At 38.1% G+C, this 12905-nt stretch carries 11 protein-coding genes; 10 read left to right on the top strand and 1 reads right to left on the bottom strand.

Annotated features, from left to right (window positions below):
* Positions 1-41: 41 nt before the first annotated feature.
* Positions 42-1091, bottom strand: coding sequence for a LacI family DNA-binding transcriptional regulator (locus tag QUG14_RS07355; protein ID WP_289339866.1), 1050 nt, complete (start codon positions 1089-1091; stop codon positions 42-44).
* Positions 1092-1450: 359 nt separating this feature from the next.
* Between QUG14_RS07355 and QUG14_RS07350 the strand changes: the two genes are divergently transcribed.
* The 10 genes from QUG14_RS07350 (at position 1451) to QUG14_RS29745 (ending at position 12494) form a co-directional block, all read left to right on the top strand.
* Positions 1451-2887: an L-fucose/L-arabinose isomerase family protein gene (locus QUG14_RS07350; RefSeq protein ID WP_289339865.1), complete on the top strand. Its 1437-nt coding sequence runs from the start codon at positions 1451-1453 to the stop codon at positions 2885-2887.
* A 20-nt stretch (positions 2888-2907) separates the two neighbouring features.
* Positions 2908-3738: a transketolase gene (locus QUG14_RS07345; protein WP_289339864.1), complete on the top strand. Its 831-nt coding sequence runs from the start codon at positions 2908-2910 to the stop codon at positions 3736-3738.
* Positions 3735-4703 carry a transketolase family protein gene (locus QUG14_RS07340; RefSeq protein ID WP_289339863.1) on the top strand — a complete coding sequence of 323 codons (969 nt, stop codon included), beginning with the start codon at positions 3735-3737 and terminating at the stop codon, positions 4701-4703. Before QUG14_RS07345 ends, QUG14_RS07340 begins: the two co-directional genes overlap by 4 nt.
* Before the next feature lie 9 nt (positions 4704-4712).
* Positions 4713-6203 (top strand): glycerol kinase GlpK, encoded by a 1491-nt coding sequence (gene glpK / locus QUG14_RS07335; RefSeq protein WP_289339862.1) that lies wholly within the window; start codon positions 4713-4715, stop codon positions 6201-6203.
* A gap of 183 nt (positions 6204-6386) precedes the next feature.
* The gene (locus tag QUG14_RS07330; protein WP_289339861.1) at positions 6387-7103 is read left to right on the top strand and encodes a (Fe-S)-binding protein; all 717 of its coding nucleotides are present in this window, start codon (positions 6387-6389) and stop codon (positions 7101-7103) included.
* Positions 7104-7368: 265 nt separating this feature from the next.
* Complete coding sequence (locus QUG14_RS07325; RefSeq protein WP_289339860.1) at positions 7369-8793, top strand: LutB/LldF family L-lactate oxidation iron-sulfur protein; 1425 nt, start codon at positions 7369-7371, stop codon at positions 8791-8793.
* Between the two features lie 2 nt (positions 8794-8795).
* Positions 8796-9515, top strand: a complete 720-nt coding sequence (locus QUG14_RS07320; protein ID WP_289339859.1) for a LutC/YkgG family protein — start codon at positions 8796-8798, stop codon at positions 9513-9515.
* 164 nt (positions 9516-9679) lie between these two features.
* Entirely contained in the window at positions 9680-11749 is a 2070-nt protein-coding gene (locus tag QUG14_RS07315) for a bifunctional aldolase/short-chain dehydrogenase (protein ID WP_289339858.1), read from the top strand.
* A gap of 23 nt (positions 11750-11772) precedes the next feature.
* The gene (gene sda / locus QUG14_RS07310) at positions 11773-11901 is read left to right on the top strand and encodes a sporulation histidine kinase inhibitor Sda (RefSeq protein ID WP_289339857.1); all 129 of its coding nucleotides are present in this window, start codon (positions 11773-11775) and stop codon (positions 11899-11901) included.
* A gap of 215 nt (positions 11902-12116) precedes the next feature.
* Positions 12117-12494, top strand: coding sequence for a YesL family protein (locus tag QUG14_RS29745; protein ID WP_353961104.1), 378 nt, complete (start codon positions 12117-12119; stop codon positions 12492-12494).
* The last annotated feature ends 411 nt before the right edge of the window (positions 12495-12905 follow it).

Raw genomic sequence — 12905 nt, 5'->3', positions numbered from 1 at the left:
TATGGGTAGGGACTTTCTGTTGATTTTTTGGAGATTTTTTCTCAGACATCTGTTTCAGAAGTCGTTGATGTTGAATTTCTCACGACTAAGTCTGTATCAATCATGATTTTCATCTTATCATTTTCGTTAGTTTCTATTTCCTGAATTAACCTTTCTACAGCTACAAGTGCCAGTTTATCCTTTTTAACATGGATGGTTGTTAATTCAGGGCTTACAACTTGTGATTCAAAAATGTTATCAAATCCTACAACAGATATCTCTTCAGGCACTTTAATCCCTAATTCTGTTAAGGACTTTACAACACTAATGGCCATATAATCACATTCGCAGAATAATGCAGTGGGTAGATTCTTACTATTGTTCAAGATAGATTGTTTAAATTCATCTTGGGATGAAATGATCGTAGATGAGATGGAAAAATGGCTATGAACTTCTAATTGGTTGTCTTTCAATACCTGTAAAAAGCCATTTTTTCTTTGATCAAAATTGTACATTCTGGAGGTCGATTCTACATACCCAATCTTAAGATGTCCTAAATCAATTAAATGTTGACCTGCCTGATATGCCCCTAAGACATTGTTCATAACGACGAAATTAACATCTAAACTTTCATAACATGTGTCTAGCACTACTAACAGTGGATGATGATACGAAATCTTTTTGATTTGCTCATGTGTAAGATTCGTTCCCAATAAAATGATTCCAGCTGTTTTTTGTTCTCGCTCAAGTTTATTGATTTCTTCCTCAAAATTGTCAATATTAATGGAAGAAATAATAAAGGAATAGCCTTTTGAGCGGATGGACTGATCAAGATTTCTCATTAATTCCATAAAAAACGGAAGGGATTCATATTGTTCGGTAACAATTCCGGTATTCGTGCATGCAACAAACCGTATAATCTTCGTGTTCGTCCTTAAATATTGATCTACATGATCGACTTTAATCATTGTACGAGGAATATAACCATGTTCCTGGGCAATCCGAAGTACTTTTTCCCTCGTTTCTTCACTTACCCCATTTTTCCCATTTAACGCTAAAGATACAGCTGATTTAGAGACTTGGGCTAGTTTTGCAATGTCTTCTATCTTCATAATTTATACACCTCTAAGAAATCTAAAATCAAAACTAAATTGTTTAATTCCATAACACCAAAAAATTATTCGGTATCTCTTTTTGTTTTGTTTAGTTAATTATAACATAAGTTTATTTTTTTAGTTATATTTTAGTTTGTGATGGTTATATATAAATTCCATTTAACCTTTTGTAATACATGGATTTAAAGGGGAATTGATGATTTTTTTAAAAAAAGAAAGTTTAGATAAAAACTAAAATATTTTATATAAAACAATTGACTAACTAGTTACTGATTGTTATTATTCTATTAAAGTATAAACAGATAACTAAATTATTTTAGCTAATTGGTTGTTTGTAAAAATCATGGAGGTACGATATGAGTGTAGTTAAACTTGGATTTGCTCCAACGCGTAGATTTGTTTTTAGTAAAGAAGATGCATTGTATTATAAAAAGTTAATTCGAGAAAAAATTGAGAGTTTCGGTTTGGAAATGGAAATCGTTGATTTGGAAGGGATTAATGAAGAAGGCTTGCTTTATGAGCGTTCTGAAGAAAGCGCTATTATTAAAAGGTTTAGAGATGCAGAAGTAGATGCTGTATTCTTTCCACACTGTAACTTTGGGACAGAGGACATTGTTGCTAGAATTGCAAAGGCAATTGGAAAACCGGTATTACTCTGGGGACCTCGAGATGAAGCACCTTTAGAAGATGGAATGCGTCTTCGTGATTCTCAATGCGGTCTTTTTGCAACAGGGAAAGTGTTAAGAAGGTTTAATGTGAAGTTTACATATATTACAAATTGCCGAGTGGATGATCCTGTTTTTGAAAGAGGTTTTAAAAACTTTATTGGTGCTGCCAATGTTGTAAAGCAATATACTAATCTACGCATCTTACAAATTTCAACTAGACCATCTGATTTTTGGTCCGTTATTTGTAACGAAGGGGAATTGTTAGAGACATTTGGAATTCAAATTCATCCTATTACATTAGAAGAGTTGAAAAAGGCAACTTTGAAAATTGAAAAAAATGGCAGCCCTGAACTAGCAGAGGCGATTGTCTATATAAAGGAAAAGCTTGACTGGAGCTCCGTTACAGAACAGGACGTTAGGAGAATCGCTTCTCTTAAAGTGGCGATGAAACAACTAGCAAATGAGACGCAGAGTACGGCGATTGCGATTCAGTGCTGGTCCACGCTACAGGATATTATTGGAATTATGCCATGTTTAGCTAATGCTATTTTAACGGATGAACAAATCCCAGTGACATGTGAAACCGATATCCATGGAGCGATTACATCCATCATGGTTCAAGCGGCGACACTCAATACATTACCAACATTCTTTGCAGATATCACGGTTCGCCATCCTGAGAATCCTAATGGGGAATTACTATTTCATTGCGGAAACTTTCCGGTATCGTTAAGCGAAGAAGCAAAACCAAAGCTAAATAAGCACTTCCTATTTGAAGACCATTCACCAGGAACTCATGAAGGAAAAATAAAGGGTGGAGAAATGACACTTGCACGTTTTGATGGAGATCATGGCGAATATTCAATTTTCCTGGGTAAAGCAAAAGGAATAGAAGGTCCATTCACAAGAGGTTCCTATGTTTGGGTAGAAGTCAATGATTGGCCTTTATGGGAAGAGAAACTAGTAAAAGGACCTTATATTCACCATTCAGTAGGAATTCATGCAAACGTGATTCCTGTCCTATTTGAGGCATGTGAATATATTCCAGGGTTAACACCGGATCCAGTTGATCCAACTGAAAGTGAAATTAGAGCGTGGCTGCGAGGCAGCGACCTAAATAAATAGAATAATAAGAGGTGAGAAGTATGGCAGAAATTCAGTTTCTAAAAAGAAAAGCAACTGAAATCCGAATGGATCTATTAACCATGATTTATGAAGCCGGCACTGGTCATACAGGGGGTTCACTTTCGAATACGGATATTTTAACGGTGCTCTACTATCATATTATGAATGTTGATCCGAACAATCCTAAATGGGCTGAGCGTGATCGTTATGTTCAAAGTAAAGGGCATTCGGTTGAATCGTATTGGGCAATTTTAGCAGATAAGGGATTTTTTCCGAAGGAAGAATTAAAAACCTTTTCTCAATTTGGTACTAGATTAATAGGACACCCAAACAACAAAGTGCCGGGTGTTGAAATGAATACGGGAGCACTCGGACATGGATTGCCGATATCAGTTGGTATGGCATTGGCTGCTAAAATGGATGGAAAGTCTTATAAAGTGTACACCTTGATGGGTGACGGAGAGCAGGCCGAAGGTTCGGTCTGGGAAGGTGCCATGGCTGGGGCACAATACAAACTAGATAATCTAGTAGCCATCGTCGATCGGAACAGATTACAAATTACTGGTTGTACCGAGGATGTAATGTCTCTTGAACCATTTGGAGAAAAGTGGCGAGCGTTTGGTTGGGACGTTGTCGAGGTAGATGGTAATAACATAGAAGAATTAGTGAATGTTTTGGAGCAAACTCCTAGAGTAAGTGGAAAACCAACGCTCATTGTTGCTAACACTGTAAAAGGAAAGGGAATATCCTTTGCTGAAAATGTTGCAAAATGGCATCACCATGTCCCTTCGAAAGAAGAATACCAATTAGCGATGGATGAACTTTCAAAACAACTGGAGGTGCTTATATGAGTAATGTTGCCTTAAATATTCCAGGAGTTAATAAGGTTGCTAACCGACAAGTTATTAGTGAATCCTTATTAAATCTCGCTAAAGATAATAGAGATATTTTAGTTTTAACGAGTGATTCACGTGGTTCAGCTTCAATGGTGGATTTTGGGAAGGAACTACCAAACCAAATCGTAGAAGTAGGGATTGCTGAGCAAAATCTTGTTGGCATTGCGGCAGGATTAGCTGCTTCCGGTAAAAAACCATTTGTTGCCTCACCTGCTTGCTTTTTGAGTATGCGGAGCATAGAGCAAATTAAAGTGGATGTTGCCTATTCGAATACAAATGTAAAATTAATTGGGATTAGCGGTGGTGTAAGCTATGGTGCCCTCGGTATGTCTCACCATTCACTACAGGATCTGGCGGTGACTCGTGCCATTCCTGGTTTAGATGTGATGATGCCTGCTGATCGCCATGAAGCGAAAAAAATGATAGAAGCATTGGTGCAATATGATAGACCTGTATACCTTCGGATTGGGCGTAATCCAGTACAAGATTCATATGTTTCTGAGGATTATCCCTTTGAAATTGGTAAAGCTGTGACCATGAATGATGGCAAAGATATCACCATTATTGCAACAGGGGAGACGGTAAGGATTGCCATAGATACAGCCGAAGCGTTAAAACATGAGGGGATTAGCTGCAGAGTCCTCAACATGCATACAATTAAACCTTTGGATGAAGGTGCAATAATCAAAGCAGCACATGAAACAGGCGGTATTATCACGATAGAAGAACATAGTATTTATGGTGGTTTGGGATCAGCTGTGGCTGAAGTGGTTTCACAAAATCATCCGATTCCAGTAAAAATCCTTGGTCTTCCAGATGAACCAGCAGTAGCGGGAAAAACAGCAGAAGTATTTAATCATTATGGTTTAAGTGTTGATAATGTGAAGAAAATTGCTGAGCAAATGCTTCGTAATGAATGAGGTGTCAGCATGAATGAAGAGAGATATATTCTCGCGCTTGATCAAAGTACCTCTGGAACAAAGGCATTAGTTGTTAACTCGAAAGGCCAAATTTTTCAAAAGAGTGGATTGAGTCATAAACAATATTACCCACAAGCAGGATGGGTTGAACATGATCCAGTCGAAATCTATGAAAACGTTAAGAAACTTTTGAATGAAGTTGTTCAAACTGCTGAAATTTCAGACGAAAATCTTGCTGTTTTAGCAATTACGAACCAAAGAGAAACCATTGTTGTCTGGGATAAAGAAACAGGGATTCCGGTTTATAATGCTATCGTTTGGCAATGCCGAAGAACATCGGATAGTTGTAAAGCGCTAAAAGAAAACGGTTATGAAAATATGATCCATGCTAAAACCGGGCTAACGGCAGATCCATATTTCTCTGCTTCTAAAATTAAATGGATTTTTGATCATGTCGAGGGCGTTAAGGAGAAAGCGTGGGAGGGCAAACTGTTAGTTGGAACGATTGATTCCTGGCTTATTTGGAATCTTACTGGCGGTATGGTTCATGCCACCGATTACACCAATGCAAGCAGAACTCTTTTGTTTAATATTCATTCCCTTGGGTGGGATCAGGAATTATTGGATCTATTTGAAATCCCAAGTTCCATGCTCCCGGAAGTTAAAAGCTCAAATGATAGTTTTGGTGTCACGAAAGATGAAAATCTTCCTTTTAGGGATTTGGTGATATCTGGCGTTATTGGAGATTCACAGGGTGCATTATTTGGTCAAAAATGCTTCGAACCAGGGATGGCCAAAGCTACATATGGGACTGGAACTTCGGTTATGATGCATACTGGTGAATTGGTGAAGTCTCAGAATGGGTTGGTAACCTCGATCGCATGGGGAATAGATGGTCGGGTGGATTATGCCCTTGAAGGTATTATTCATTGTACGGGTGATGTCATTAAGTGGATTAAAGATCAACTTGAATTAATTGATGATATGAGTGAAGTTGAAAAACTGGCAACGTCGATACAGGATAATGAAGGAGTTTATCTTGTTCCAGCCTTTGTAGGTCTTGGCGCACCGTACTGGAGCCCTTATACCCGTGCAGCAATTATTGGAATGAGTCGTAACACAGGAAAAGCACATATTGTCCGGGCGGGTTTAGAAAGTATTGCTTACCAGGTTAACGATTGTATTGAATTGCTGGTAAATGAAAGCAATATCCCGATTAAGAAGGTAAATGTAGATGGGGGAGCAACGAGTAACCAATTCCTCATGCAATTTCAGGCAGATATGTTAGGTATAGATATTAGTGCATCACAAGTATCTGAATTATCTTCCATGGGTTCTGCCTATTTAGCAGGATTAGGAGTGGGGATTTGGAAGTCTATAGAGGAAATCAACACCCTAAATCCCAATCATGATGTATACCAACCTTTAATGCCTAAGAATCTTCGAAATAAATATCTTGATGGTTGGAAAGAGACAATTAAGAGTATAGTAGTTTCATAAATAGTGGTGCCAGTGTCCTTCACCTAATGCCGTACAGCGATTTTTGCTGGTACGGTTTTTTTATGGTAAATTTTATTCACGATTAATTTTCTTTATTTATCTTTCAAAAACAAACAAACATATATTATAATAAAACAAAAGCAAATAAAAGTTAGTTCCAATATAGCCAAGGGGATGGAAAAGATGAAAGTTAGTTTATTTGCAACATGCTTGGTAGATATGTTTCAAAGTAATGTTGGCAAAGCAACAGTAGAGTTGCTGGAAAGACTTGGTTGTGAGATTGAATTTCCAGAATCACAAGTTTGCTGCGGGCAGCCGGCTTATAATAGTGGTTACACGAAAGATGCCAAAGACGCCATGAAGAAGATGATTGATACCTTTGTGGATGCAGAATATGTGGTGTCACCATCTGGCTCATGTGCTTATATGTTCCATGAATACCCTCATGTATTTAAAGGAGATCCAGTTTGGGAACCAAAAGCAAAGAAATTAGCAGAAAAAACATACGAACTTACCCAATTTATAGTTGAGGTATTAAATGTTGAAGATGTTGGGGCAAAATTAGAAGGACATGCCACCTACCACACCTCATGCCATATGACGAGATTATTAGGGGTAAAAGAAGCTCCTATGACTCTTCTGAAAAATGTAAAAGGGTTAAAATTTACGGAGTTGCCTGGAAAAGAGCAATGCTGTGGATTTGGTGGTACTTTCTCTGTAAAAATGGCGCAGATATCAGAGCAAATGGTAGATGAAAAAGTTTGCCATGTTGAAGATACAGGTGCGGATTATTTGATTGGGGCTGACGCCGGCTGTCTGATGAATATCGGTGGACGTATTGATAGAAAAGGCAAACCGATAAAGGTTATGCATATTGCTGAGGTATTGAATAATCGATAAAAATGTGCAAGATACCAGTATGATGGTGAATTTCGATAAAGATGAACTAATTGAGCGTTCATGATGACCGAAATTGTTGGAAATACGAAAAAGTGGTCAACATAGGAGGCTCATGGTGTCCAAAACCGAGGGAAAAATGAAAAAGTGGTCACCATAAGAGGCTCATGATGACCAAAATAACCAAAAAATCAAATAAGTGGTCACATAGAGTAATAAGGCCACACAATAACCAAAGGCTTCTATAAGAAGGATGGGTGAATAACGGATGGCCATGAAAATAGGCAATGAACAATTTAAGGAACGTGTCGACAAGGGGATTCATGACGATTTTATGCGTGGTGCTGTTTCTGGTGCTCAGGATGGGATGGGTGTAAAAAGACGCCTTGCAACTGAAGAACTTGGAAACTGGGAGGATTGGCGCTCACATGGGGAGGAAATCCGCCAGCATGTTCTCGAAAACTTAGATTATTATTTAGAACAATTAAGTGAGAATGTCGCGAAGCGCGGAGGGCATGTATTTTTCGCCCAAACCAAAGAAGAAGCAAATGAATATATTCGTGGAATTGCCCGTCAGAAAAACGCCAAAAAAATAGTAAAGTCGAAATCGATGGTAACGGAGGAAATCAGTTTAAATGCAGCCTTGGAGCAAGAGGGTTGTGAGGTTATTGAAACAGACCTTGGTGAATACATTCTCCAAGTGGATGATCATGATCCACCGTCACATATCGTAGTACCTGCGCTACATAAAAACAAAGAGCAAATCCGCGATGTTTTTACTGATAAACTTGGCTACACAAAAACCTCCAAGCCCGAAGAATTGGCTTGGCACGCACGGGAAATGCTGCGCCAAGAATACCTGTCAGCTGATATTGGTATTACCGGGTGTAATTTTGCAGTAGCAGAAACTGGTTCGTTTAGTTTAGTTACGAATGAAGGAAATGCCGATTTAGTGACAGCCCTACCAAAAACACAAATAACCGTAATGGGGATGGAACGAATCGTTCCTACCTTTGAAGAAATGGAAGTTTTGGTTTCACTTTTAACAAGAAGTGCTGTTGGACAGAAATTAACGAGTTACATTACGGTCCTTACAGGACCAAAAGAAGAATTAGATGCTGACGGTCCAGAGGAATTCCACTTAGTCATCGTTGACAATGGACGTTCCAAGATCCTTGGAGGAGAATTCCAATCCGTCTTGCAGTGTATTCGCTGTGCTGCATGCGTAAATGTATGTCCTGTCTATCGCCATGTTGGTGGACATTCCTATGGCTCTATTTATGCAGGACCAATTGGGGCAGTTCTCTCTCCATTACTAGGCGGCTATGATGAATACAAAGAACTTCCATATGCATCAACGCTTTGCGGTGCCTGTACGGAAGTGTGTCCGGTAAAAATACCTCTGCATAACCTGCTTCATAAGCATAGAGAAGTGATTGTGGAAAAGGAAGGAAAGGCACCTATTTCCGAAAAGTTGGCAATGAAGGCGTTTGGGTTAGGAGCCGCTTCGCCTCTCTTTTATAAAATTGGTTCAAAACTTGCCCCAACAGCGATGAATCCATTTACAACTGGGGACAAGATATCAAAGGGTCCTGGGCCACTAAAGGCATGGACTGAAATCAGGGAATTTCCAGCACCAAACAAAGAGAGATTCAGAGATTGGTTTAAAAACCGAGAAAAAGGAGGTAAATAACAATGACTGGTACAATCCAAAATCGAGACTCATTTTTAAATCAGATTGCCAGCCAGCTAGGTCGACCTCGTATTTCTAAACCGGTACAAAGACCAAACTGGAAATTCAGGCCACAGGACGAAGTGTTAAAGGGCGCTACCCAGGATGAGTTACTAGAAGTTTTAACGGAGCAGTGTAAAAAAATCCATACCACCCTTTACACAACTAACCTTAAAGTATTGCCAAAAACCCTTAACAAGGTTGTAGCGGATTATGGCGGGGGACCCGTCGTGACTTGGAAGGATGAGCGGTTTTCAAAATGGGGTCTTGATTCGTTAATGAACTCAGATTGGCCAAGTCAAGATATTGAAGTTTATGAATGGGACCATACAAAGGGTTCAGAAAACATTACAAAAGCGGAAAATGCAAATGTGGGCATTACCATTAGTGAAATCACATTGGCAGAATCAGGAACGGTTGTATTGTTTAGCGATGAAGATAAAGGGAGAACCGTGAGCTTTTTACCTGCCACCTATATTGCGTTAATCCCTAAAAGTACACTTGTGCCAAGAATGACTCAAGCTGCGCAAAAAATGCGTGAGATTCATCAGAAAACTGGTCATGTAGCATCATGCATCAATTTCATTACAGGACCAAGCAATTCCGCAGATATTGAGTTAAACCTTGTTGTTGGAGTTCACGGACCGGTAAAGGCTTCATATATAGTAATCGATGATCTTTAATTTGATAATCCACCTCGGTATGGGGTGGATTTTTACATTTAATCAAAAATAACCAAATTAAAAAACAAATATAAACAAATATTAATTTAGGTATTCAAAAATAAACAAAAGTATATTATAATAAGTTACAGAAGTTAACAAACATACAAACGGGGGATTTTTAAATGGTAAAGAATTACTGGGAAAGTGAAACAGCTTCACAAGTAACAAAAGGGGTAGAAGAATTAGTGTATCGTTCCAACTTAATTGGTTCAGATCGTGCCGTATGTAACTGGGGTGGCGGCAACACTTCTATGAAAACTACAGAAAAAGATTTCCGCGGACGAGATATTGAAGTTATGTGGGTAAAGGGAAGCGGTTCAGATTTAGCAACAATGAAGGCTCATAACTTTACTGGTCTTAATTTAGAAGATATTCGCCCATTATTTGAACGTGATGAAATGACAGATGAAGATATGGTTGCATATCTTTCACATTGTATGATTGACAGTAAACATCCAAGAGCTTCAATTGAAACGTTATTACATGCTTTCTTACCATTTAAGCATGTAGACCATACACATCCAGACGCAATTATTAGCCTTTGCTGTGCAGATAACGGTAAACAGCTTGCTGAAGAAATTTTTGGAAATCGTTTTGTTTGGGTTCCATATGTACGCCCAGGCTTCACCCTTTCAAAAATGATCGCTGAAGGTGTAAGAAACAATCCAAATGCAGAACTTGTATTAATGGAAAAACACGGACTTGTAACGTGGGGAGAAACCTCAGAAGAGTCTTATGCAAAAACTATCGAAATTATCAATGAAGCAGAACAATATATTAATGATCGAGTAAATGAAGAAACAGCTTTTGGTGGTCAAAAATATGAAACTCTTTCTGATGAAGAAGCAAACAGCATTCTAGCAAAAGTAATGCCAATCATCCGTGGTGCGGTAAGTGAAGAAAAGAAAATGCTTTTAACTTACGATCGTGGCGAAGATGTACTTCAATTTGTTAACAGCTATGCAGCACCTGAGCTTTCACAAATCGGAGCAGCATGTCCTGACCACTTAGTTCATACAAAAATGGTTCCACTTTACATCAATTGGGATCCACAAACAAAAGATGTTGACACACTAATTGCAAGTGTTAAAGAGGGTATTGCTAGCTTCAAAGAAGGATACAAAGCATACTTTGACCGTAATAAAAATGAAGGCGACAAAATGTTTGAACCCGCTCCACGTGTAATCCTTATCCCTGGATTAGGTATGGTGAATACAGGTAAGGATGTAAATAATTCTAGAGTAAGTGGTGCTTTATACCACCGTGCGATTGCGGTTATGAAAGGTTCTACAACACTAGGAAACTTTGTTTCTCTAAGTGAAAACGAATCCTACAACGTGGAATACTGGCCATTAGAATTATACAAATTGACTCTTGCTCCGGCTGAGGCTGAATTTTCTAGAAAAGTAGCATTTATCACTGGTGGTGCAGGCGGAATCGGTAGTGCAACAGCACGTCGTCTCGTATCTGAAGGCGCACACGTTGTATTGGCAGATTTAAATCTTGAAGGTGCAGAAAAAGTAGCAGCAGAAATTAACGAGCAATACGGTGCTAACCGTGCCCTTGCTGTGAAGATGGATGTTACAAGCGAAGAGCAAGTACAAGCTGCATTTGATCAAACGGCTCTTACTTATGGTGGTGCAGACATTATCGTTAACAATGCAGGTCTTGCTACATCTAGTCCATTTGATGAGACTTCTCTTAAAGAGTGGAACTTAAACATGAATGTGTTAGGAACAGGCTATTTCTTAGTTGCCCGCGAAGCATTCAAGCAAATGAAGGGCCAAGGCATTGGCGGTAACATGGTATTTATTGGCTCGAAAAACTCTGTTTACGCAGGTAAAAATGCCGCAGCTTACAGCTCTGTAAAAGCACTTGAAACACACTTAGCAAGATGTATTGCAGCAGAAGGCGGCGAATTCGGAATTCGTGTAAACTCTGTTCTTCCTGATGCAGTTCTTCAAGGGTCTGCAATTTGGGGATCAAACTGGCGTGAAGAACGTGCGGCAGCGTACGGAATCCATCCTGATCAATTAGAAGACCACTACCGTAAGCGTACTACACTACTAGTCAATATCTACCCATCAGATATTGCTGAATCTATCGCATTCTTTGCTTCTTCAAAATCTGAAAAAACAACTGGTTGTATGTTAACGGTTGATGGTGGTGTACCGGCAGCATTTACAAGATAAAATTGTTAGTAGGTGAATAAACGATGCAAAATCTTCAAATTGAACATTTGCTGGAAGTATTATATAGAGCTATTGAACTAAACCTGCAACAAGACTTTATCGATCTATTAGTTAGTGAAATACACAATAAACAAAAACTCAATAGTTTTTAAATTAATAGTGCAAGGTTAGGACTCTCTATCAATAGGTAGAGAGTCTTTTCTTACCTTAACTTCATATTTGTTACTTTCTATTTATTAAATATTTTTATATCTATATAGACGTAAAAGCTTGTTTTTTATATGATAAATCAAAACGTAATCTAAGGGGTGACAAAATGTAGAACAATGTCGTTTTTGGGAGGTTGTATATTGTTTGTGATTGGATTATGAAACTAGCTTATCTTAATTTTTTATGGATTATCTTCACAGTCGGTGGATTAATCGTTTTTGGGATGATACCTGCTACTGTATCCTTATTCGCCATAGTACGGAAATGGCTGATAACTAAAGAAACTGACCTTCCAATCTTTCATACTTTTTATCAGAATTACAAAAATGAGTTTCTAAAATCAAATAAGCTAGGCTTGGTTTTAGTTTTAATGGGTCTATTTTTGTATTATGATTTTAAATTGATTATGTTGTCTGGGGGAATGCTTCAATATACTTTGACGGTTCCTCTACTTTTAATAAGCATATTTTATTGCATTACTCTTCTGTATATCTTCCCTGTGTATGTACATTTTGATCAAAAGGTATTTCAGTAAGTTAAGAATTCGTTTTATATTGGATTAATAAATATTGATATTACTATTCTTATTATTTTATTGATTTTTCTCATAGGTTTCTTTTTCTCCAGCATACCAGGTTTACTGCCATTCTTTTGCTCGAGCTTACCGGTATTTGCGATCATGTGTGGAGCAGCCTTAAGTTTTCAAAGAATTGAAAAGAAACAGCAAAAGATAAGTACGCAAAAGAGTTTCTAGTATGTTTATAAGATTCAAAAAATTTCAGAAACTTAGTTTGTCTGATAGACAAACTAAGTTTCTGTGGCTATAATAAAATAAATGCTAAGGATTCAAATACAAGCTCACTAATTCAGTAACCTTTGTATTCGAAACAACTGTAAGCGTTATCATATTTACATAAGTTTACAACTCAAAATGTGCTGGCAGTTT

It is taken from the genome of Neobacillus sp. CF12, assembly GCF_030348765.1.
In the GTDB taxonomy this organism is placed as follows: Bacteria; Bacillota; Bacilli; order Bacillales; family Cytobacillaceae; genus Neobacillus.
The sequence above is the reverse complement of the archived record's forward strand: the minus strand, read 5'-3'. Positions and strand labels throughout refer to the sequence as shown.